At 42.6% G+C, this 23151-nt stretch carries 24 protein-coding genes; 15 read left to right on the top strand and 9 right to left on the bottom strand.

Translation table 11 applies throughout. The features are described from left to right. Window positions 1-262: 262 nt before the first annotated feature. Together AHMF7605_RS02945 and AHMF7605_RS02940 are read left to right on the top strand one after the other, a co-directional pair. A complete protein-coding gene (locus AHMF7605_RS02945; protein ID WP_106926291.1) occupies window positions 263-2863 on the top strand; it encodes a thiol protease/hemagglutinin PrtT in 2601 nt (866 codons plus the stop codon). Then, window positions 2860-3372 carry a hypothetical protein gene (locus tag AHMF7605_RS02940; RefSeq protein ID WP_106926289.1) on the top strand — a complete coding sequence of 171 codons (513 nt, stop codon included), beginning with the start codon at window positions 2860-2862 and terminating at the stop codon, window positions 3370-3372. The genes AHMF7605_RS02945 and AHMF7605_RS02940 overlap by 4 nt, the downstream gene beginning before the upstream one ends. A 127-nt stretch (window positions 3373-3499) precedes the next feature. Here AHMF7605_RS02940 and AHMF7605_RS02935 read toward each other — a convergent pair whose 3' ends face one another. From AHMF7605_RS02935 to AHMF7605_RS02905, 7 genes are all read right to left on the bottom strand, one after another. Further along, window positions 3500-3688, bottom strand: coding sequence for a T9SS type A sorting domain-containing protein (locus tag AHMF7605_RS02935; protein WP_106926287.1), 189 nt, complete (start codon window positions 3686-3688; stop codon window positions 3500-3502). A gap of 18 nt (window positions 3689-3706) precedes the next feature. Continuing rightward, complete coding sequence (locus AHMF7605_RS02930) at window positions 3707-4477, bottom strand: hypothetical protein (RefSeq protein ID WP_106926285.1); 771 nt, start codon at window positions 4475-4477, stop codon at window positions 3707-3709. Between the two features lie 91 nt (window positions 4478-4568). After that, a complete protein-coding gene (locus AHMF7605_RS02925; protein WP_106926283.1) occupies window positions 4569-4760 on the bottom strand; it encodes a hypothetical protein in 192 nt (63 codons plus the stop codon). 21 nt (window positions 4761-4781) lie between these two features. Continuing rightward, window positions 4782-5228 (bottom strand): S8 family serine peptidase, encoded by a 447-nt coding sequence (locus AHMF7605_RS02920; protein WP_158267441.1) that lies wholly within the window; start codon window positions 5226-5228, stop codon window positions 4782-4784. Beyond that, entirely contained in the window at window positions 5210-5512 is a 303-nt protein-coding gene (locus tag AHMF7605_RS02915) for a hypothetical protein (RefSeq protein ID WP_106926279.1), read from the bottom strand. The genes AHMF7605_RS02920 and AHMF7605_RS02915 overlap by 19 nt, the downstream gene beginning before the upstream one ends. A gap of 65 nt (window positions 5513-5577) precedes the next feature. Then, window positions 5578-5961, bottom strand: a complete 384-nt coding sequence (locus AHMF7605_RS02910) for a S8/S53 family peptidase (RefSeq protein WP_106926277.1) — start codon at window positions 5959-5961, stop codon at window positions 5578-5580. A gap of 528 nt (window positions 5962-6489) precedes the next feature. Continuing rightward, on the bottom strand, window positions 6490-6735 hold the full coding sequence (locus AHMF7605_RS02905; protein WP_146153501.1) for a hypothetical protein: 246 nt from the start codon (window positions 6733-6735) through the stop codon (window positions 6490-6492). A gap of 247 nt (window positions 6736-6982) precedes the next feature. Between AHMF7605_RS02905 and AHMF7605_RS02900 the strand changes: the two genes are divergently transcribed. The 6 genes from AHMF7605_RS02900 to AHMF7605_RS02875 all read left to right on the top strand — a co-directional run bounded on the left by AHMF7605_RS02900 (window position 6983) and on the right by AHMF7605_RS02875 (window position 13329). After that, entirely contained in the window at window positions 6983-7408 is a 426-nt protein-coding gene (locus tag AHMF7605_RS02900) for a DUF2721 domain-containing protein (RefSeq protein ID WP_106933324.1), read from the top strand. A 61-nt stretch (window positions 7409-7469) separates the two neighbouring features. Then, entirely contained in the window at window positions 7470-8102 is a 633-nt protein-coding gene (locus tag AHMF7605_RS02895; protein WP_106926273.1) for an ABC transporter ATP-binding protein, read from the top strand. Window positions 8103-8218: 116 nt separating this feature from the next. After that, on the top strand, window positions 8219-9325 hold the full coding sequence (locus tag AHMF7605_RS02890; RefSeq protein WP_106926271.1) for a hypothetical protein: 1107 nt from the start codon (window positions 8219-8221) through the stop codon (window positions 9323-9325). Window positions 9326-9391: 66 nt separating this feature from the next. Continuing rightward, window positions 9392-10747, top strand: a complete 1356-nt coding sequence (locus AHMF7605_RS02885; RefSeq protein ID WP_106926269.1) for a M23 family metallopeptidase — start codon at window positions 9392-9394, stop codon at window positions 10745-10747. A 255-nt stretch (window positions 10748-11002) separates the two neighbouring features. Then, window positions 11003-12214: an S-adenosylmethionine:tRNA ribosyltransferase-isomerase gene (locus tag AHMF7605_RS02880; protein ID WP_106926267.1), complete on the top strand. Its 1212-nt coding sequence runs from the start codon at window positions 11003-11005 to the stop codon at window positions 12212-12214. 209 nt (window positions 12215-12423) lie between these two features. Continuing rightward, window positions 12424-13329 (top strand): prohibitin family protein, encoded by a 906-nt coding sequence (locus AHMF7605_RS02875; protein ID WP_106926265.1) that lies wholly within the window; start codon window positions 12424-12426, stop codon window positions 13327-13329. A 79-nt stretch (window positions 13330-13408) separates the two neighbouring features. Here the strand turns inward: AHMF7605_RS02875 and AHMF7605_RS02870 are convergent, their stop codons facing one another. After that, on the bottom strand, window positions 13409-13954 hold the full coding sequence (locus AHMF7605_RS02870) for a hypothetical protein (RefSeq protein WP_146153500.1): 546 nt from the start codon (window positions 13952-13954) through the stop codon (window positions 13409-13411). 751 nt (window positions 13955-14705) lie between these two features. Between AHMF7605_RS02870 and AHMF7605_RS02865 the strand changes: the two genes are divergently transcribed. From AHMF7605_RS02865 to AHMF7605_RS29430, 4 genes are all read left to right on the top strand, one after another. Then, complete coding sequence (locus AHMF7605_RS02865; RefSeq protein ID WP_106926261.1) at window positions 14706-15539, top strand: prephenate dehydratase; 834 nt, start codon at window positions 14706-14708, stop codon at window positions 15537-15539. Further along, on the top strand, window positions 15536-16711 hold the full coding sequence (locus AHMF7605_RS02860) for a pyridoxal phosphate-dependent aminotransferase (protein ID WP_106926259.1): 1176 nt from the start codon (window positions 15536-15538) through the stop codon (window positions 16709-16711). The genes AHMF7605_RS02865 and AHMF7605_RS02860 overlap by 4 nt, the downstream gene beginning before the upstream one ends. Continuing rightward, on the top strand, window positions 16708-17829 hold the full coding sequence (locus tag AHMF7605_RS02855) for a chorismate mutase (protein WP_106926257.1): 1122 nt from the start codon (window positions 16708-16710) through the stop codon (window positions 17827-17829). Before AHMF7605_RS02860 ends, AHMF7605_RS02855 begins: the two co-directional genes overlap by 4 nt. A 197-nt stretch (window positions 17830-18026) precedes the next feature. Beyond that, window positions 18027-18206 carry a hypothetical protein gene (locus AHMF7605_RS29430; RefSeq protein WP_146153499.1) on the top strand — a complete coding sequence of 60 codons (180 nt, stop codon included), beginning with the start codon at window positions 18027-18029 and terminating at the stop codon, window positions 18204-18206. A gap of 122 nt (window positions 18207-18328) precedes the next feature. Here AHMF7605_RS29430 and AHMF7605_RS02850 read toward each other — a convergent pair whose 3' ends face one another. Further along, window positions 18329-19723, bottom strand: coding sequence for a M20/M25/M40 family metallo-hydrolase (locus AHMF7605_RS02850; protein ID WP_106933323.1), 1395 nt, complete (start codon window positions 19721-19723; stop codon window positions 18329-18331). A gap of 254 nt (window positions 19724-19977) precedes the next feature. On the opposite strand from AHMF7605_RS02850, the gene AHMF7605_RS02845 reads away from it, so the two are divergent. The 3 genes from AHMF7605_RS02845 (at window position 19978) to AHMF7605_RS02835 (ending at window position 23081) form a co-directional block, all read left to right on the top strand. Next, window positions 19978-20355, top strand: coding sequence for a BlaI/MecI/CopY family transcriptional regulator (locus AHMF7605_RS02845; protein WP_106926255.1), 378 nt, complete (start codon window positions 19978-19980; stop codon window positions 20353-20355). Beyond that, complete coding sequence (locus tag AHMF7605_RS02840; RefSeq protein ID WP_106926253.1) at window positions 20348-22033, top strand: M56 family metallopeptidase; 1686 nt, start codon at window positions 20348-20350, stop codon at window positions 22031-22033. Before AHMF7605_RS02845 ends, AHMF7605_RS02840 begins: the two co-directional genes overlap by 8 nt. Window positions 22034-22493: 460 nt before the next feature. Beyond that, window positions 22494-23081 (top strand): energy transducer TonB, encoded by a 588-nt coding sequence (locus AHMF7605_RS02835; protein ID WP_106926251.1) that lies wholly within the window; start codon window positions 22494-22496, stop codon window positions 23079-23081. Window positions 23082-23151 lie beyond the last annotated feature (70 nt).

Here is a 23151-nt window from a genome sequence, read left to right as displayed (position 1 = left end):
CTTTATAACTGTTTCGAAGAATTCGAAGCAAGGTTCGCCTTTCTGTACCTGGGCAGTACTACCCAGGGAAATGAGCAGCAAAACCTATTTCTCTCCGCTTCATTCCAGGGTACCTTTGTATCTATAAACTCAAAGGAATGAATAATTTATTTGTTGCTCTTTCATACTCTTGATAGACTAAAGTGATTTCTATATTTTTGAAACATTGAACTATTCCTAGTATTATTTTTACTCTATCTAAGCAATTAATCTCTATTTAACCATGAAAAAAATTTACTTATTCGCTCTGATCGGCTGTTTTAGCTGGTTTAGCAGCGCAGCTAAACACGTACCCGCCGAAGATGCCTTACGGGTGGCTTCCAACTTTTTCTCCCAGGTGGCTCCCGTTGCCAGCAACGGCAAAAGCCAGCAAACCTTAAGCTTGGTTCACCGGGAAATATCGAAACAAAACAACTCCCATTCCCGCCAGACTCCTTTTACCTTTTACTACGTCTTTGCTGCTCCCGCTAACGGAGGTATGGTTTTTATTTCGGCGGATGATAATGTAACTCCGGTGTTGGGTTACACCCGCTCGGGTACTTTTAACCCGGCCAAAATGCCCGTTAACTTAGTAAAATGGCTGGAAGGATATAAAAACGAAATCCGGGTGGCAGCCCAGCAAAAAACCACCAACGAAAAAATTAAACGTACCTGGAAAGCTTTACAGGAAGGTACTTCCCCTTTGGCGCGCACCCATTCTACCTTAGCCGAATCGGTAGATCCGTTAATTTCCACCACCTGGGATCAATCTCCTTATTACAACGAGCTTTGTCCGTACGATAACGATGCCAATGAACGTGCCGTTACGGGATGTGTGGCTACGGCTATGGCGCAAATTATGCGTTACTGGAAGTATCCCGCCCAAGGCAGCGGTTTCCACTCGTATAATCACGAAAAATACGGGACACTTTCGGCTAACTTTAGCAACTCGGTTTACGACTGGGAGAACATGCCCAATAGCATAAATGGATCCAATACTGCTATTGCTACTTTAATGCGCGACGTAGGTATTAGCGTGGACATGAGTTACGGTACAGGCTCTACCGGTGGTAGCAGTGCTTACGTTATTTCGGCCTCCAGCCAGGGCGAGCATTGCTCCGAATTTGCCCTTAAAACCTATTTTGGCTACGCAGAAGTAAGAGGCGTACAACGGCGCGATTATTCTGATTCAGAATGGATTGATCTTTTGAAAACAGAACTGGATAAAGCACAACCCATTTTATTTGCCGGATTTGGTAGTGGCGGCGGGCACGCTTTTGTGTGTGACGGCTACGATCAAAACGATTTGTTTCACATGAACTGGGGCTGGAGCGGCTACTACGATGGTTTTTTTGCGATTTCGGCTTTGAACCCCGATGGCCAGGGCACCGGCGGCGGAACCGGTAGTTATAACAGTAACCAGCAAGCTTTAATTAACATTAAAGCTCCTAACCAAAACCCCGATCAGCAAACCGCAGATTTAGAATTATACGACGACGTAACCATTAGTACTCCGGTAATAAGCTTCGGGCATACCTTTACGGTTCATACGGATATTATCAACAACGGCAATGGTACTTTTACCGGCGATTACGGCGCCGCTGCCTTCGACGAGAATGGTAATTTTATTGATTTTATTAAAACGTATCCGAAAGAAAGCTTGGAAAGCGGGTACCATTATACCGAAGGCATTGATTTCAAAACGGACGGTATGGTGTCGTTATTACCAGGAGTGTACAACCTCTATATTTTTAGTAGAATAGAAGGCGGCCAATGGGAACAGTTAAAAGGCGGCAATGCCTACTCCGACCACGTAACGCTGGAAGTTATCAACCAAAACAATTTAAATTTATACGAAGAGGTAGCGGTGCAAAAACCCAATGAATTGTACCAGGGCAAAAAAATAACGGTAAGTACCTTTATCCAAAATGCGGGGAACACTTCCTTCAACGGAATAATAGCACTAAACCTTTATGATCTCGAAGGTAATTTTAAGTTTGAAATCGGGCAAAAACAAGTAGATCAGTTATGCAAAAACTGCAAAACCGGCGAGGTGGTATTTAAGAACGATAATCTAGACGTAGAACCCGGCACCTACCTGATGGCCGTATTGCATTATACGGATGCGGATGGCTGGCGCATAACCGGCTCCGAAGATTACGTGAACCCGATTCGAGTGGTAGTGCAGGCCGCTCCCATTGGCGGGGATAAATACGAAGATAATAATACCGTAATTGATGCGACTCCCTTAGCTTTGAATTTTATTGGCAATACTGCCCGGGTAACTACGCCCGAAGCCAACATTCACGTGGGTACGGATTACGATTATTATAAAATAACTTTACCGGCTGGCCGTAAATACGAAATCAGTACCCGGGTAAACGACTCTTACGAATCCAACGACGGCAAAACCTACACCAACGATGTGCTGTTCTCGCTTTCAGATGATGGAGAAAACTGGACCGATGCCTACGATCAGGAAATGGGGGCCGTGGAAGTAGAAGGTGGTAAAACCATCTATGCTTTCCTATCGCCTTACTTCCAGGGTGAAACGGGTACCTACTTGCTGGAAATGACCGTAAAACAATTAACGCCCACCGGTACCAAAGACGACTACGAAGAACTGGCGGTACAGGCATATCCGAACCCTACCTCCGGCCTGCTCCACCTGCACGAAAAGAAAGAATATACCCGTTATGAGTTAACCAACTTAACCGGCAAGGCCGTCCTGACTATTCCGAAAGGCACAACTCAGGTAGATCTTTCTTCTTTACCCAACGGTATTTACCTGCTCCGTACTCTTACAAAAACCGGCTACCAGGTACAAAAAATTGTGAAGCAATGAGAGTAGTTAGTTGTCTGGCAGTTGTCGGCTTACTGGCCGGCGGCTGCCAAAGCCCGAAAGAAAGCATGAAAAATACTACTGCCAAAACTGTTAATCAAGATCTGGATTTTTCGGCGGGACCGCCCACCATTGTGTATAAAACCAAACAAGACTATACGAATAAAGTAGCGGTAATTCTTACGCCCGATAAAACCGAAATAGCCTCTTACCCACATCCGCAAGACATTGCCAAGCGGGGAAATAAGGTGCAGCCATTGTTATTGGCCGATGGGTACTTACTCGATAATCAGGGAATTAACCAGAACGTAGCGTTCACCAGTTATACCTTTGAGCAATACGCCGCTTTACCACAAACGCCTAGTATGGAAGAATTAAAATCGCGGATAATTGATAAAGAACCGTTGCAGTTCATGTGCCATTGCGGCAACCGCAACCAATTTACTTCCCTGGAAGCTACCATGAACGATTTAATTGCGCAAAAATTGGCTCCTTGTAAACCGCTGCACTAAGCTAAAATGCGGTCTACTTTTTATTTAATTTTCCGGTTAAAACGCAATAAAATTCACCCATTACATGATTTATATCAGCCCTGGTTCCGGATAAATTTTTCCGAAACCAGGGCTTTTTGCTGGGTTTTTAATTTTGCTTAACATACTTAGCTACTAACACCTGCTCGCCATCTTTCACCTGTACAACGTAAAGACCCGTGGCTATATTGGTTAAATCCATTTGGTACGTGTACAATCCCTTTTCTTTTTGGAGGAACGCCACCGACTGAATTTTACGCCCTAGTACATCTCGTACCTCGCCTTTAACACTAGTCAGGTCATTAAGGGAATTGTATTAAATAATTATATAATTGCTAATAGCCGGATTAGGATACAACGTCAAGTTCTGAATGATAGGAGGTTCTTCTACAAACACGTAAACCAGTTCGGAAACAACGGAACAATTATTATTAGTTACCATAACGGAATAATTTCCGGCTTTTTTAGCTACCCAAGTGGCGGACGTAGCGCCACTGATGGCTACCCCATCCAAAAACCATTGGTTTTTGCTGGTATTGCTGGAAGTTAATAGTGTAGTATCAAGCACCGAAATGCTGGGTTTGGTTAAGGCATTAACTGTTACTTGAATTGAGTTAGTGGAAGGTAAAACGCATTCTCCGGTAAAAACGGCCAATGAATACTTGCCCGACTGGGTTGCCGGATACGTAAGCTGCGTGGCACCCGGAATAAGTACATCGTCTTTTTGCCACTGAAAAGATACCCCCGCCGGAAAGTTCGCCGCCAGAATTACCTTATCGCCTGGACAAATAGTAGCAGAACCAGTGGCTCTTACGGTGGCCTGAATAGTGGAAATTAATTGCGCCACCACCGCCACTCGTTCACTGGGGCAATTCAGGGCTTTCACTTGCTGGTTATACAGGTAATAATAGGCAGTGGTTAAAGTATCGTCTTCGAAGCTAGCGCCGTTCAGGGCTATTACATTCGGTATCGAAAAAGGATTGCCTTTTACATTTACGTTGCTCCGGAAAATGGTAGCATCCTCAGCATAGGAAACGCGAACCCGGTAATTACCCGGTTTGGGAATAGCAAGTTTTAAGGGATACATGGCACCTTGGTCATTCGTATCGTCATCGGCATCACCGGTAACGTCTTGGGTACGGGTGGCCTTTACGGATAGGATAGTACTAGCTACAATACTATCCGTAGGACGTAGGAGTTTCTACGGTAAAAGTTAATTTACCTGTGTGGCCAATGTACAAACGGGCACTATCCAGTACGAGGGTACGCTTATTTACCACGGTACTATCTATTTTTAAGGGATCAGCTTCGGGGTCAGTCCAGCTGATGGTAGCTATCAACGGACCTTTACCGGAAGCAATAACCTGCAACGTATCGGTTTTTCCCTGGGTTTAATTCTTTTCAGCTAGTAAATGAGTAGCATCGGAATTAAGAATAAGAGCCGCCGCCTTTGCGGTATTCAGCAAGCTCCAGCCGTAGATATAATCCGGACCAGCCGCTTTACCCACCTCATCGGCAGTATGAATAACTAAGCCTTTAAGGGTAGCTGCCCGCATGGTTGCATTTTGGTGCAGCTTAGCGTATTGCTCCTGTAGTAAAAACATAGAACACGTAATATTCGGCGCCGCCATCGAAGTGCCATCATAAGAATCGTAGGCGGCATCGCTAGTAGCCACCGAAGAAAAAACGCCTACGCCATTGCCTACTAAATCGGGCCTAGTGCGGCCATCATCGGTTGATCCCCAGGAACTAAAATAAGCGCTTTTTACCTCCTCCGGATTCTGGTATCCACCCGTTACCGCCGAAACGGCGCCAATTGTTAATACGTTTTTGGCCACTCCAGAAGCACTCCATAAATCGTAATCATCCTGGGTGCGGCGGGAAACGGTACTGGTTTGATTCGTGAATTCCAGGTAATAAGCAGAGCCTTTGGCCGGCCACTTTCGGTACGGTTATTTCCGGCGGCAACTACCATTAAATACCCCGGTGCATTATAGGCCGGTTTATCTACTTGTTGCGCTTCTTCGTCGTAATAGCCGGAGCGGTAATCTTCGGTTTTACTTATTTTGGTATCGCCGTGCCATTCCCATTTAATGGTTCTCGTCCGATCCGGATTATACACCTAGCCCACGTACCCCAACCCATACAAATGATTCGATAAACTTAAACCACTGGCAGCAGCAGATGTTATTTCCGAAATATCGTTATTCCAGTCGCAGGCTTTACAGATTTAAAGGCCATTTCTCTGGCTCGCGGGTTTACGCCGGCTCCTACCATAATTCCGGCAACGTGGGTGGCGTGGTCTTGCCCATCCTGACTAGTTGGTTTATCTTGTTGCGTTATTCGGCTGGTAAGTTCGTAGTGGGTATTTCGTACGGCTCCCCCGTTCCAAATTCCCAGTTTTCCTTTTATGCCGGTACTGCTGCCGGCTAGTTCTAAGCCCAGTAAACCACCTTGCCATAATTCGTCGGTGCTGGTAGTAGAAGCGGCATCGATGGCGAAAGTAGTTTTTGCGTTATTTTTACTATCATCGAAAGTAGTATAGTACCGGGGTTGGTCATTAGCATCCAAGCCTTATAATTCAATCACTTTACCATTGGCATCTACTTTCCGGATGGGCATATTATTTTCCCGGACAATCCGTATTGCCCGGCGGTATTTCCGGCGGTAATTTCTCCGGGCAGTTTTGGCTTCTTTCTATAAAATGCCGGTATTTACTTTTTTGGATGGCTGCTTATTCGTGGGTGAGTTAGCAGGTGAAGTTTGAACGAAAATTTTAAAAGAAATCGGGCCGAACAATAGTAGGAGCACTAAGACCAAACGGTAAAAATTTATAATATAAAAATTAATAAGTAATTGATTTAAATAACTCAGTAGCAGTCCGAAAAGTAAAACCGAATAATAGTAAGGTATTTCCCTAGTAGTTTTAGCCTGCTGGACAGCATTAATAATGTACTTATAGGCGGTAAGAGACGCAATTTGTTCTTTGGCGTAGGCGTTGGTAGTGTTAGTCAGCTACGCTTCGAGTTCCTCTTTAAAGTTGTGAAAAGCCATCTTTCCTGTCGCGCCAGAACCTTTCTAGCGGGTTTAAGCTCCGGATTAGCAGAAGGCAGGTACACCAACCGGATCTTCTCCGGCCCCTGCTACTGCTTGGCCCGCTTTATCTAAAAAGATCATCTTATCCACCGCAAACTCTTGCAAGAAGGCTTCGAAGAAGAGCGTGTTGACCTGGGGAGCGTACAAGGCCTGCCACCAGGCTTGCCCCAAGGAGCGGTTTTCGGCTCGCATCCACTTTAGCAACTCGGTGGCACTCTCCTGGATCTCTAGCTTTTTTACTCTCCCCATACCTCAACAACAGCTTCATCCTACGCAATGTTCTTCTTACTAAGTGGTATAATTTTCTCGAAGTACTTAAATATGCCCCCTGTATTGCTGAATTAGCCGGATAATTTTGTAATTATCCGGTTTTTGTATATATAATATGTTCGAACGCCAGGTTGGGTGTTTAAAGCCTTTTAAGCAAATAATTTTAAATATATTTGCTATTCTAAAATTGCCGGACTTACTACCTTTAATCTCTTATACTGCGCCTATGGAAATTACGCTTACTACGCCTGCCCTGTTGTTTCCGGCCATCTCCATGCTGCTTTTGGCGTATACCAACCGGTTTATCGCGCTGGCTTCTCTCATCCGTAATTTGAAAGAACAGTATACCCGAACGCACAACAGTTTGCTAATGGGGCAGATTAGTAATTTACGCGAGCGTTTATTTTTAATCCGGAATATGCAGGCTCTGGGTATTGCCAGTATGTTTTTGTGCGTGCTATGTATGTTCGTACTTTTTTCCGAAAATCAAGTAGCCGGCAAGTACTTATTTGGTATTAGTCTGTTGCTGCTGTTAGCTTCGCTGGCCTTATCTTTTCGCGAAATTCAAATATCGGTAAATGCTTTGCGCCTAGAACTAAGCGATTTAGAAAACCAGGAAGACGAGCGAAAGACGTATCATCCGGCCCGATAACTATAATTTTAAAATTCTATTTAATCATAAATAAAGAGTTGTTCACTTTTACTTTTAACGCATGCTGCAACTGCGTAACCTATTAAAAAAATACGGTAACACCGTAATTCTAGATATTCCGGACTTGCAATTGAATACAGGTATTTACTGGATTAAAGGAATAAACGGGGCAGGTAAAACTACTCTTTTTAAAGTTTTGGCCGGCTTATTACCTTACCAAGGACAAATTTTTCTTCGGGGAGAAACGGAATTAAAACAAGCCCTAATTCGGCACCGGCAATTAATAAATTACAGCGAAGCCGAACCCTTATATCCTACTTTTTTAACGGGTCAGGAATTAGTTAACCTGGTAGCAGCGGCTAAAAAACCTTCTCCGGCTCAGGTAAACGAATTAACCGAACGTTTGCAGGTAAGCGCTTTTCTAGCCCAACCAATCGGATCGTACTCGTCGGGCATGCTCAAGAAATTATCTATTTTGCTGGCTTTTTTGGGCAAACCAACTCTTATAATTCTGGATGAACCGCTTATTACGCTGGATGCCGCGGCTATTACTACGGTGAACCAACTTATTATGGAATATTATCAAAAGCAGGAAATTAGCTTTTTGCTGTCGTCGCACCAAAATTTTATTACTCACGATTTACCGGTTACAGCTACGCTATTGCTGGAAAATAAAACTCTTTCGTTTGTTTAAACAAAACTAATTTAACTTAAGTACTACGACGAAATTAGTTAAGTTTAGTATTTAAAGTAGCTGACTGATTACCAAATAATTATAATCAAGCAACAAACAACTACTTAATCCTATTTATGCGGCCTTTGCTGGTAATTTGGCAGAAAGTAATTATTTACCCGTTTTACCGCGATAATACCGGCTTTTTCTTTTTCTGGACAATGCTGCTGGTAGTGTTTCAAAATCCGGGTAACCGTTTGTTCACCGAACCTTTTTTATCAGCCGTCATCCAAACGCCCGTAGTTTTAGCGGTTATTCTGGGCGCGCTTTTCTTATATTTTTTAAAGTGTTATCAATACGTTAAAACTAAATTAGTTCAGCCGGAAAACGAGTTTTTGTTTGTTACTTCCCAATTACCACCAAAGAAAGTTTGGCTTAGCTGGTTGCTGGTTTTCGGTTGTTTGTATGCCCCGGCTTTCTTTTATTTAGGCTTATTAACCCGGTCCTCCTTACTATTAAAAACTAATTTTATTAGTTTCGGCTTGGCAAGTTTTGGCTTGGTACTCGCCGTTTTATTTACCGGTTATTTTACAATTCTGCATCGTCAATTAAAAATTGAAAAAACGTATTATTTGTCGCGGAATTTCCGGGTATCGCCGGCCTTTAATCATTATTTTTTTGTTTTAAGTAAATATAGCTGGTACGAAGCCAAGAGCGTTTTCCTGCTTTCAAAAGTATTTACTCTTCTCCTAACTTGGTCTTTTCTGAAAGTATATCCTCCATCCGAGTATGGTATTCGGCCCGTTGCCGTTGGCTTTTTAATGGGTTTGGTTGGTCATGGCTTATTGGTGTTTCGTACGCATGTGTTCGAAGAAGAGCGTTTGTTACTTTTGCGGCAATTACCCTTTCGCACCAGGCAACGTTTTTGGCTCCTGCTACTAACTTATGGCTTTATTCTCTTACCTGAAGTACTATTTTTTATCTCCTTTACCCGTATTCATTTTTCAATTTGGGGAGTGATAACGTTTTATGGCTTTGGTTTAAGCTTTTTATTATTGCTTCACACCTTACTGTACCGCCCGATAACCCAGGAAAAATACTACCGGCAAATTTTCTATTTGTTCATTAGTTTACTGTTTCTGATTTTGTTTTCCGTGCCATTATGGATATTAGCTGTCCTAGGAATTGGATTTAGTTTAAGCCTGCTGAACCGTTATTATTACCGTTTCGAAGCTACCTGGTAAGGGGTTAATTATCCGCACTTTTTTTTATCCTTTTCCGTTATAAGGAAAGTATTTTTTTAATCCGCAATGAAGAATCAAGTATATATTAGGAGAGTATTTTATATTCTCAGCTTTACTCTATTAACTGGCTTGGCCGTTTCGTGCGGAGGCAAACCCACCCTCAAAGCTTTGCTCGGCAAACAAACGCCTTACGAAAAATACGTTCAATCACTGCGTATGGCGAAACTGCACCAATCTGGTCTGGGCCAAGCTTGGTTACAAGCAGGTACTAAAGTTTTGCAGGATTCTTTGCTCTTACCCATTCCTTTTGAAGAAACCGGTTATTTTCGGGCCGAAAAACCAATTGCTTTCAGCTACAATTTTAAAGCCCGCGAGGGGGAATCTATCCGGATTGCCGCTCATCTGAAAGCCCGCGAAGAGGTAAAATTGTTTCTCGATTTATTCGAAGTAGAAAACGGTTATCCCCGCAAAGTTAAACACCTGGAATCGGCAGATACGGCTACTTTACAAATAAACTACCGGGTAAAAGAAGATTTAACCTACCTGGTACGTTTGCAACCCGAATTGCTGCGCAGCGGCAGTTATACTATTTCTATTAGCAGCCAACCTTCCCTGGGTTTCCCGGTGCAAGGCAAAGGTAACAGCGCCATTCAAAGTGTGTGGGGCCAGGCGCGTGATAACGGCGCCCGCCGGCACGAAGGAATTGATATTTTTGCCCCTCGTGGCACCCCGGCCATAGCCGCCACCAAAGGAACCGTAACCCGGGTGGACGAAACGCCTATTGGCGGCAAAGTAGTGTGGCTATCCGACGATGCCGCTAATCAACATTTATATTACGCCCACCTGGATACGCAACTGGTACAATCCGGACAACAGGTAGTTCCCGGCCAGGTTTTGGGTTTAGTGGGTAATACCGGCAACGCCCGCACCACCGCCCCTCATTTGCATTTTGGCATTTACCGGTTTGGTCGGGGGGCCGTGGACCCCTATCCTTTTGTTTATACGCCTACCCAAAAAGCTTTGCCTTTGCAAATAAACGAAGCACATTTAGGCAAATGGGCCCGAACGAGTAAAAAAGAAGTGAATGTACGCTTATCGCCGGATAAAAAAGCCATATTACTCACAACTTTAGACCAAAATACCGCTCTCCAGATTGTAGGAGGCAACGCCAACTGGTACCGAATTCAATTGCCAACCGGCCAGGAAGGATACATTCAGGCTAGTTACCTTGAATCGGTCCAAAAACCCCTGAAAAGTTTAAAAATACCGGTTACTACCGAAATTTTAGAAGAACCTTTTGTTGATGGCACCCCCATTGACCAGGTAAAAGCCAATAGCAATGTAACGGTATTAGCCAATTATAGCCAGTACTTGTTAGTTAAAACCGACGATGGCACGCTGGGCTGGTTATTAGTTGTGTAGTAGAAGTTGGTTGGTTCTTTATATTTCAATTTTAAGCTATTAAGTAACGGGACAAAATGAATTCGATCTACCTGACGTCAAGATTGTGGTAATTAGGACTTGCTAATGAATTAATTTCTAAAAAGTCTTTTATCTACTATCTTGCTACTTGTGTTTGTTTACTTATTGCTACTAAATTTAACGGTTAGGCGAGATTCTTGAGAGAGTTTACTTAATTTTGCCCCTTCATTTATCATTCCCCATGCGCTTCCATCCATGACGGATAACCCCAAGAACTTAACTATTCAAGATTTCCGGTATCATTTACCAGATGCAGCAATTGCCCAGTATCCTTTAGTTAACCGCGATGAATCTAAGTTGTTGGTTTACCACCAAGGAGCTTTATCCGATCATATTTTTTGGGAAATTCCGGATTTACTGCCCTCGCACTCGCTGCTAGTCTTTAACGATACCAAAGTAGTGCAAGCCCGGCTATTATTTACCAAACCAACCGGCGGTACAATTGAAATTTTTTGTCTGGAACCTGTATTCCCTCATACCGAAATGCAGCAGGCTATGCTGCAAACGGGTTTTTGCACCTGGCAATGCCTGGTGGGTAACGCTAAAAGATGGAAATCGGGTACTTTACAGCTTCGTTTACCGGAGGTTACCCTGCAAGCGGAATTACAGGAGCGAGTTGCTGATGCGTATTTAATTAAATTTAGTTGGCAGCCCCAAAACTTAACTTTTGCCGAGATTCTCGAAAAAGTGGGTAAAATACCGTTACCGCCTTACGTAAACCGGACCGCGGAGGAAACGGATAAAAACCGGTACCAAACTATTTACGCTGTTTCGGCTGGTGCAGTGGCGGCTCCCACCGCCGGTTTGCATTTCACCGAAGAAGTTTTATCAGCGCTTACACAACGCCAGATTGCCCAGGTAAAAGTAACGTTACACGTAGGAGCCGGTACGTTTAAACCGGTAAAAGCCTCCGCAATGGCCGACCACCAGATGCACGCCGAAGAAATATACGTATCCGCCGATAGTATTCACCAGATACAAACGCATTTAGCGGCGCCGGTGATTCCGGTAGGTACCACTTCGCTGCGCACTCTCGAAAGTCTGTACTGGTTGGGAGTTTTAGTAGCGCAAAATCCGGAAACCGAGAATTTACACGTGCCGCAATGGTTACCATACGAAGCCGGTGCTACTTTACCTACCCCAACTGCTGCTTTGCAAGCTTTAAGCAATTACGTACAAGCTACTCAGCGCGATTATCTACGGGCCACGACGCAACTATTAATAGCGCCGGGTTATTCCTTTAAAATATGCTCCGGCCTGATTACTAACTTTCACCAACCGGAAAGTACCCTTTTGTTACTAATTTCGGCTCTAATTGGGGAGAAATGGCGAGTTGTGTACGAGCACGCACTTCAGCATCAATACCGCTTTTTGAGCTACGGCGACAGTTCTTTACTTCTCCCTTAGTTTTATACCGTATTCCAGCAAAAATTTAAAGTTTTTTATTTAAAATGAATGAAGATTCCGGTAAATAGAAGAATAGCTGCCAAATTAATAAGCTAAATCTTTTATGAAGCCGTTTGGTAATAAAAAGGAAAAGCCTGCGTAAATGTCTGTCTTTCTTAGTATATTTAACTTAGCTTGCAGCTACAATTTACCTCTAACTATCCTCCCACATGATACTGCTTTTTATTGGCATCTTTTTACTGGTGCTGGGTTTAAATACTTCTAAATTCGTCGGTCCTTTTTCCCGTTCCGGCTCAATTCTAAAAGGTTTAGGTGGCTTATTAATTTTATTTGGTTTGCTTTTCTCGATGTTGGTACAAGTAGAAGCCGGCGAAGTAGGTGTGCAGACTTTATTCGGGAAAGTACAGCCCCGCATTCTGCAAAGCGGATTAAACATTGTTAATCCGTTCGTAGAAGTTAAGCACATTGATATTAAAACGCAAAATTACACTATGTCGGGTGTTACGGACGAGGGTGAGAAGCAGGGCGATGACGCCATTCGGGTTCTATCAGCCGATGGTCTGGAAGTGGTGATAGATTTAACGGTATTGTATCGTGTTTTGCCCACGGAGGCGGCTCGTATTTACCGGCAAATTGGCTTAGATTACCGCAACACCATTGTCCGGCCCATTACCCGCACCAAAATTCGCGATAACGCGGTTTATTACGATGCGGTAGCCCTTTACTCCTCTAAACGCGATGAATTTCAGGATCGGATCTATAAAAGCATTGAAGCCAATTTTCGGCAACGGGGATTATTATTAGAACAACTTTTAGTCCGCAATATTACCTTGCCACGCTCGGTAAAAACTACCATAGAATCTAAAATAAACGCGGAGCAGGAAGCCCAGAAAATGCAGTTTGTGCTGCAAAAAGAAAAACAGGAAGCCGAGCGCCGCCGCATTGAAGCCCAGGGCATAGCCGATTACCAGCGCATTATCAATAACGAATTATCCGATAAATTACTGCAGTACGAAACTATTAAAGCAAATAAAGAAATTGCCTTATCGCCGAACAGTAAAGTTATAATCATGGGCAATAACAGAGGTGCGCAGCTATTGCTATCGGATAAATAAAATAAAAATTAAAATAAAAAAGCAGCTTAGGTATTTCCCTAAGCTGCTTTATATCACATGTAACCGAATACTTTAAAAACTACCTCCTACTCCGCTGTTCGGTTTTATTACTATTAGTTGCCAGGTAATCGTTTAAGTTAAAATCAATTTGCATTTGCAATTTCCCGTCGCTTTCCACCAGGTAACTAAAGGTAGAACGGTCGCTGCTAAAAGCTAAAGTCCACACGCTGGGGGAAGATAACCGCATCAAGTTTTTGGTATAAGTATCGGCCGGGAAGAATTGCATGAATGCCGTTCCATTATTATTAGTATGCCCACCATATAAATTTATTTCGTGAGATTGCCCATTTTCTGTTTTGTTTTCGTGTTTTAGCAAAAATCCGGTGGGCGTACGTTCCAAAATTAAAGTGCTGTATACTTTTCCGCCAATGTAAATAGGAATCCGCATTTTACTTTTAGTATGGCTTGTTACTTCTAAAGAAATAGGCTGACCGGCAAAGGGCGTCCACTTTCCTTCGGGGTAAATCGTCTGGCCTTGCACCATTCTACCTTGCAGATTTCCTAAAGATTGGTAAAACTCTTCGCTGGCCGAAATTGTCGCACTTTTCGTTACTGGAGTCCGCATGCAACTGGTTGCTGTAAAAAGAAAAAAGGAAGTATACATTACTCCGGCCGCAAAACCACGGAATATTTTCTGAAAAACCATTTCTTTAAAGAAAATAACGATTAAAAGTAGCGCTAAGAGAAAAGGGCGTTAGTAAAAGGATTCGTAAATTTCTTTTCATATACAATAATATAGCGAGCGTTTAAAAACAATATTTTACTATTAAATACCAGACAACAAATATTTTTACAATTAGAATAAATCAACCAAAATTTCTACTCAATTTTATGAAAACATTGATTAATTTACCTGCGGCAAATATATTTCAAGCATAAACCACTTCAAAATAGTAATTTATTCAGATGGCATTTTAAATCCAATATATTAGAATACCTCATTATAGTACAATAATAAACTCCTTATTGTGATAAATAGTTAGTTAACTTCATTCAATTAAATTTGAATAGATTCTTTACCAAGAATTTTTGGTTTCTGAAATGAATGACTAATACCGACCGGGTTATATAAGCAATAAGGAGAGCCAGAAAAAAAGAAAATATTTATTTTTTTTCAGAAAGTTTTGCTTCTTAAGAATTCGTTTTTTAATATTGGGGCATCAAGTAAATGATAATGAAACGAATAACAAACGCTTTTTACTTTTACTATTACTTTTTTAGCACCTCTCCGGGGTCTTAAGAGAATAGTATTGCGTTTGAAATAACAAAATATAAAACTCCAAAGCCCCGAAAACTCGGGGCTTTTTTTTTACACTATGAGTAACCATTTAAAAGTAGCGATTCAAGGCGGTCCGGCCTCATTCCACGATGTAGTGGCCCAGCAATATTTTGCCGGTCAAGTCATTGCGATTGTGCCGTGCATGACTTTTCAGCGGGTTTGTGCCGCCGTTAAAAGCCGGGAAGCGGATTTTGGCGTCATGGCCATTGAAAATGCTTTAGCCGGCAGTATTCTAAATAACTATTCGCTTCTGCAGGATTATCCGGTTTCTATTATCGGTGAAGCGTATTTACCCATTGAGCAGAACTTACTAGCTCTGCCGGGCCAATCGCTTGCCGATATTAAATTAGTGCGTTCGCACCCCATGGCTTTACTGCAATGCACCAACTTCCTGGAAGAAAATCCGCACATTCAGGCTTTAGAATCGGCGGATACGGCGGAAAGCGCCCGGGAAATCCGAGAAAATAATTTAGTGGGGGTAGGAGCCATTGCCAGCCGCATGGCGGCCCAACGCTACGAGCTGGAAATTGTGGAAGAACGCGTAGAGAACTACAAAGAAAATTATACTCGGTTTATGATTATTTCGCGGAAGCCACTCGCCGATAAAAGCCAGGCAAACAAGGCTTCCGTTATTTTCACGTTGCACCACCGCGCGGGCGAGCTAGCTAAAATATTAGATGTTTTCCGGGATTTATTCATTAACTTGTCTTTAATCCAGTCTATTCCTATCCTGAGCCAACCCACCGAGTTCGCTATTTTATTAGATCTGGAATGGGAAGATTATGCCACGTTTGAAGAAGCCATCAGTTTAATTACGCCGCTGATTGTGGAAATGAAAATATTGGGAATTTACCAAAGAGGAAAAAGATGATTATTGCCAAAGCAAACCGGCTGAACGAAGTACAGGAATATTATTTTGTCCGTAAACTGGCCGAAGTACGTGCTTTAATGGCGCAAGGTAAAAAAATAATAAACCTGGGCATTGGCGATCCGGATTTACCAGCTTCGGGAAATACGGTACAGGCTCTAACGGCTTCGGCCCAATTACCTACTAGCCACGGTTACCAACCTTACCGTTCTATTCCGGCCTTGCGTACTGCTATGGCCGATTGGTACGCCCAAACTTACGACGTAAAGCTAAATCCGGAAACAGAAGTACTACCCTTACTAGGTTCTAAAGAAGGCGTATTTCACATTTCGTTGGCCTTTTTAAACCCGAGCGATAAAGTTTTAATCCCGAATCCTGGCTACCCGGCATACGCGGCCGTTACTAAATTAGTAGGCGCCGAACCGGTCTACTTTGATTTAACCGCCGAAAACAACTGGCTACCTGATTTAGATGCCTTAATAGAGCAAGATTTAAGCGGAGTAAAGTTAATGTGGCTGAATTACCCGAACATGCCCACGGGTGCTTTAGCTACCGAAGCTGATTTTGCCAGAATAATTGATTTCGCGCGGGCGCATCAGATTTTAATTGTCCACGATAATCCTTACAGCTTAGTACTGAACACCCAACCACCGGTAAGTATTTTGCACGTACCCGGCGCAATGGATTGTTGCCTGGAACTTAACTCCTTAAGCAAATCGTTTAATATGGCCGGTTGGCGGGTAGGTATGGTGTTAGGTCAGAAAGATTACCTAGACGCTGTTATTACGGTAAAAAGTAACCTGGATTCCGGGATGTTTCTACCGGTACAGCAAGCGGCTATTGAGGCCTTACAAAACCCGGCTTCTTGGCACGCCGAGCGTAATGCAGTGTATCACCGTCGGCGCCATTTAATTTACCAGTTACTGGATTTACTAGGCTGTCAATATTCTACCGAAGCTACCGGTATGTTTGTCTGGGCCCGGGTGCCCGATGACATTAGCGATGTAGAAGCTTATTTAGATTCCATACTCTACGAAGCCCACGTGTTTCTAACCCCAGGCAAAATTTTTGGATCAAATGGCGAACGGTACGTGCGCGTATCGGTATGCGCTCCCGAAGAAAGTATAACCCAAGCAATTCAAAATATTCATCACTTTTTAACTGTTACAAAATGAGTCCTAAACCTCAAATCGATGTCCTGGCCGAATCTGCTTTAATAAATGCAGACGGCTCTCCGCTTATAATTGCCGGCCCTTGCAGTGCCGAGTCGGAGGAACAAGTAATGGCTACGGCCAACGGTATTAAAGCTATTCCGGGGGTAAATATATATCGGGCCGGTATCTGGAAACCCCGTACCCGCCCAAATTCATTTGAAGGTGTGGGTGTACCCGGACTCAAATGGTTAAAAAGGGTAAAAGCAGAAACTGGTTTACGCGTAGCCGTAGAAGTGGCGAATGCCATGCACGTTTACGAATCGTTAAAAGCGGGTATAGATGTTATGTGGATTGGCGCCCGGACTACGGTTAACCCTTTCACGGTACAGGAAATTGCCGATGCGTTGCGCGGCACTGATATTCCGGTATTAGTTAAAAACCCGGTTAACCCCGATTTGCAGTTGTGGATTGGTGCCATTGAGCGTTTAAACCAGGCGGGTTTGCGCCAGATTGGCGCCATTCACCGCGGCTTCTCTACTTTCGATAACGCGCCTTACCGCAACTTACCAAAATGGAACAGCGCCATTGAGTTCAAGCGTTTATTACCCGAAATTCCGTTGATTTGCGACCCGAGCCACATTGCCGGTAACCGCGAGTTGTTACTGCCGGTGGCGCAAAAAGCGATGGACTTAGCCATGGACGGTTTAATGATCGAAACGCACATCGATCCATCAGTAGCGTTAAGCGATGCCGCCCAGCAGGTAACCCCCGAAAATTTAGGTAAAATGTTAGCCGGCATTCGTTTCCGGAAACCGGAAGGCGAAGAATTAGCCGAAGAGGATCACCACCTACTGGAAGAAATGCGGAAGCAAATTGACGAATTAGACGACGAAATGGTAGAAGTATTTGCCCGCCGGGCTCGTTTATCCCGCAAAATTGGCGAGTACAAAAAAGCGCACAACATGACCATTTATCAGGTAAAACGCTGGGACCAAATTATTGCGGATCGGTTGGAACATGCCCGTAAAAACGGCTTGGATGAGCAATTTATGAAATCTGTTCTGCAAAGCATCCACCAATATTCTATTAACATACAAACCGATATTCTGAATAAAAAAGAGCAAGAAGCAAAAGCGTAAGCTGTTTGTTTCTCTTATAAGCAAAAATGGCAGCTTAATGAAAGCTGCCATTTTTGTTTTAAAAGGTTGTTTTCTATTTTTATTGCAATTATTAATAGAATTACTGTTTACTCCGACTCTCCTCTTGCGCTTAAGGTAGTAGAGTGTATTTTTTTTTCTTTACTTAGAGCCTTTCCAGTTTCCAATGAACAGTGCTGATGCGGTTCAACAGCCCTTGTTTGCCTCATGGCCGGCGGGCCTCGTTTGGCTCTCTCGGACTGTTTAGCGAACCTTGGCTCACTCCCTTACACCCTGGTGCTTCGCAGCACCGGAACGCTAAAAGAACCTCCATAGCCAAACTGGTGTCAGTTGAGGATAGTTACTGCTTTCTGCTTTAAACTAATATAGCTTAAGAAATTATAACCTCATTTAGGTTACCACCAGCAAGAAAAAGCTCTATCTAATTAAACAGCTTAATTACTAGTAAAACAAGATTTGAAACCAATTATGCCAGCATAAATTATTTACTAACATCTAAACCATATTTATCCAGCAAATAAACGAGAGCCGCCATGGAGGCTCCGCCTAATTCCAGTTCCCGTTTGTTTACTTTATCAAAGGTGTCGTTGGAGGCATGATGGTACTGAAAATAACGTTGAGAATCGGGAGTGAAGCCGATAAGAGCTGCATTTTTGTCTACTTCCCCCAACGGTTCAATGTCGGTACCAGAATGCCCGGGGCCAATATCGTGCAGGCCGTACGGCGCAAGTAAGGGCTTCCATTTCTGGATAACTTTTATTTTGGTTAAATCAGCTTCTATACCGAACCCGCGTGGGGTAAATCCACCGGCATCGGATTCAATCGCGGCTACATGATTTTCGTGGTTTGATTTAGCTAGTTCGGCGTATTTACGTCCGCCCCGAGCGCCATTTTCTTCGTTCATGAATAATACCGCCCGAATAGTACGTTTAGGACGATAATTTAACGTTTTAAATAACCGCAGCACTTCTATGGATTGCATGCAGCCGGTACCATCATCATGGGAACCATCCGCTAAATCCCAGGAATCTAAATGGCCTCCTACCGCAATAATTTCATTGGGCGTTTCACTACCGCGTAACTCCCCGATAACATTGTAAGATTTTACATCGGGTAAAGTTTCGCAATGCATTTCATAGGAAAATTTTACATTCGGATCGGCTTTTAGCATTTGGCTCAATTTATCAGCCCCGTTGGTGCTAATAGCGGCGGCGGGTATCTTGTTAACTGTTTCGTCGTACCGCAAAGAACCGGTATGCGGCAGATCGTCCTGGAATAAGTTCAAAGACCGCACGACTATCCCAATTGCGCCTAATTTAGCGGCTTCGGAGGCTCCTTGCCGCCGCTGGTCACCGGCTCCGCTGTAGGCCACAAAAGTAGAAACTTGCCGCGGATCCATGGGCCGATTGAAGAATACGATTTTACCTTGTACCTTCTCCCGACCTAAGCTTTTTAATTCATCGAAAGTTTTTACTTCCAGTATATTGGCCGTTAAGGCTTGTTTACCGGTACCTACCGAACCACCTAAAGCGCAGATAGGAACTTCGGTTTTAGTTTTGCCCGATTGGATACTGGCTTTTTCTTTGGCGCCCCGGACCCAATGCGGCACTAGTACTTCCTGCAAATAAACTTTATCAAAATGGTAGCTTTCCATTAATTGCTTCGTCCACTGAACCGCTTTTTCCGCTTCCGGGGAGCCACTTAACCGACCGCCAATTTTATTACTTAGGTAATCCAGATTTTTATAACTCTGTCCGCTCGTTAAAGCTTCGTCGTAGATTTTCCGGATAAAAACTGAATCAGGTAAAGTTTGAGCCGAACTGCTCCAAGTAACTAGTAAGGTGGAGCCAAAGAAAAGGGCGAGTTTCAATCCCATAAAATTAAAATAGCAAGAAGTGTTTATTGGCTGAAGTAAAAAAAATTGCCCCATATTTTCGGTCTATCTATCCAAATAAATTTTTACATATTATATAAATATTTAAAAAACAATAAGTTATGATATAACAAAACAGGAACAAAAATAAAACTATTAATTTAGTTGTATAACTAAAGTTTTAGTTATACGTTTATCCAAGTAAATAATGCCTCTTATAGTATCTAAATTCAACGACCATCATTCTAAATATTTTTATGAAAGAATTAACCAAAGCCGAAGAACAGGTAATGCAGATTATCTGGGAGCTTAAAAAAGGATTTGTAAAAGACTTCCTCGAAAAATTACCGGAGCCCAAACCGGCTTATAACACGGTTTCTACCATCGTGCGCCTGCTGGAGAAGAAAGGGTTTGTCGGATATATCGCTTACGGAAAAACGCACGAGTATTATCCGCTGGTTTCGAAAGAGCAATACAGCAGCTATAATTTAAAGAACCTAGTGAGTGGTTATTTTGGGGGTTCCTTCGAAAAACTGGTTTCGTTTTTTGCTAAAGAGAAAAACATGGATATCCGGGAGCTGGAAGAAATGCTGAAGCACGTGCGCAAAGACTTAAACGATTCGCCAGATGAATAGAATATTTTTTTACCTGCTGGAATCGGGCATTTGCCTGCTCGTATTTTATCTCTTGTATTTCCTGCTCCTGAAAAGGGAAAATTGTTTTCCGTACAACCGGTTTTATTTATTGCTCACTCCCCTGCTGTCGTTTATCATTCCTTTCATAGAACTGCCTTTTTTACAACAACCCGAACCACTCACCATTTTTGTATCGGAGCAACTAGCACCTATTACAGTAACCGCTACCGCCTCCCCTATTGCCAGCAATTCTGTATTTCATTGGCAAACCGGATTACTATTACTGTACGCAGCTGGTATTGTTATTTTCAGTTTACGATTGGTCCGGCAGCTTTATTTTTTGTACCGATTTGCTTTAAAAACGCGAGCCGACTTTTTCTATTACCAAAACATACCGGTACATAAAACCCAAGGCACGCAACCTACTTTTTCATTCGGGAGCCGGATTTTTTGGGATAATAGTCAAGTACTCAGCGACACGGAAAAAGAACGGATATTGCTGCATGAATCCGTTCATATCCGGCAAAAACACAGCCTGGATATTCTTTATCTGGAACTTCTGCGGATTATTTTCTGGTTTAACCCTCTGCTTTATCTTTTCCAGCGAGCTTTAGTTAGTACCCACGAATTTATTGCCGATTCGGCGGTGTTGCGCACTACTGAACCCGACACATACGCCAGCTTACTAGCAAAACAAGTGCTGCACCGCCTGGAGTTTTCTTTTGGTAATTACTTTAATAAGTCACTCACTTTAAAACGCATGAAAATGATTCAACAAACCCATCGCCGACCGAGTAAATGGAAGCCATTAGCTGCTTTACCCGTCTTAGGAATTTTATTGTTCGTACTTTCTTGTGTCGAACCGGAAAAACCTTCAAACCAATCTTCTGAAGAGAGTAATAATAGTAAAACGAATACATTAAGCATTGATAATGACGAAATATTCACTTTTGTGGAACAACCCCCAAGTTTCCCGGGTGGCACGGAAAAGATGTTTGCTTTTTTAGGTCAAACCATAAAATACCCTGAAGGTGCCAAGAATGCTGGTCTACAAGGTATGGTTATCGCTCGATTTGTAGTTACAAAAACAGGTAAAATTACCGATGTAGCTATTGTGCAAAGTTTAAATCCGGATGCGGATGCGGAGGCGAAACGAGTTATTTCTTTAATGCCCGATTGGGAACCTGGTACACAAGATGGTAAACCATTAAATGTAAGATATACTTTTCCCATTCGTTTTTCTTTTGCGCGATTCATACAAGCTGGAGATAATCCTCAAGAGCAAAATAACCTAAACAAACCTGTTTTTACGCAAGTAGAAGTAGTGCCCCAATTCCCGGGTGGTTTAGAAAAAATGTATTCCTTTCTGGGTAAAAATATGAAGTATCCCGAAGCTGCTCATAAAGCAAAGGTAGAAGGAACGGTTGTGGTTCAGTTTGTAGTAACGGATGAGGGTGCTATTAAAGATGTTCATATTTTAAAAGGCTTAACGGCTGAAACAAACGCTGAGGCGCTTCGGGTAATTAAATTAATGCCCAACTGGACTCCCGGCAAACAAAATGGTAAACCAGTAAACGTGCAATATACCCTGCCGCTCCAGTTTTCTTTAGGCACTAAATCTGCCCCGATCCAAACCGGTTATATTCACTGGGCAACCCCCTTACAGAATAATTGCTAGGAAATACTTAAACGCGTTATACAGAATTATAAAAAGCACAAACCCGGTAGTTCGGCCGAACTACCGGGTTTGTGCTTTTTAATTTTTAGCCAATCTATTCGGGTTTGTGAAGAGGTAAGCTCAGCAGTGCGGCTTACTGGTAAATGGTTAAAAATAAAAGACAATACTTCTGGTTAACCTTTTCCTTCAGTTGCAATCAACTTTTGAAGTATGATAAATTCTATACTCCATTGTAATTCAATAACAACGAAAATGATCTTAGCTACTCCTTTTAAAATTAGCACTGATTTCTGGTTAAGAATCAGTATTTTACATCTCCTTTATGAACGGTTAGGCGCTGTCATACAACAGCGAAGCTGCGACCTAATCCTACACTCTTCCTTACTGGTAAAACAGTTTTCCCTTGGCCTGGAATTTTTAATTGATACCTACTTCATTCTATCCCTTATTCAAATAAAATATGAGAACACCGAAAAACTTTAACAACTTTCATATATCAGATCACTTTTCCGCCTTACTGGTTTTTACAACCTTAGTATTTCTGCTCTCCATGAATACTGTTGCTTTTAGTACTAGTGTAATAAAACCGGCTCCTACTTCTTCGAACTTAAAAGCAGAGAAGGTAAATAAATTAAATCCTTTCATCGGGGCAGGAAGCCCTATTACAAGATTAATTAATCCTACTATAAGTGCAAAGGATACTATACCTGCCAATAATCAAGACGATGCAGTATTTACCATTGTGGAACAACCACCTAGTTTCCCGGGCGGCATGGAAGAATTGACCAATTTTACAGTAAGAAATTTAAGATTTGACCACCGATTTTCTAACGCCCGGGGAACGGTTTATGCCCAGTTTATAGTAAATAAAGTAGGCAAAATTTCGGATATAAAAATTGTAAAAGGCTTAAATAAGGACGCTGACCAAGAGGCCAAAAATTTAATTTCCCGTATGCCCGATTGGATTCCGGGTAAACAAAATGGTAAACCGGTAAATGTAAAATACACCTTGCCCTTGAGATTTCAATTTATATCAGACACCAAATAAAAAGTAAAATTAAGCTAATCTGCTTCTAATATTTGGAGCAGTAGCTAGATGATGAATTTAATCTTGCTAG

This window comes from Adhaeribacter arboris, assembly GCF_003023845.1.
In the GTDB taxonomy this organism is placed as follows: Bacteria; Bacteroidota; Bacteroidia; order Cytophagales; family Hymenobacteraceae; genus Adhaeribacter; species Adhaeribacter arboris.
This window is presented reverse-complemented; position numbering and strand designations above follow the sequence as displayed.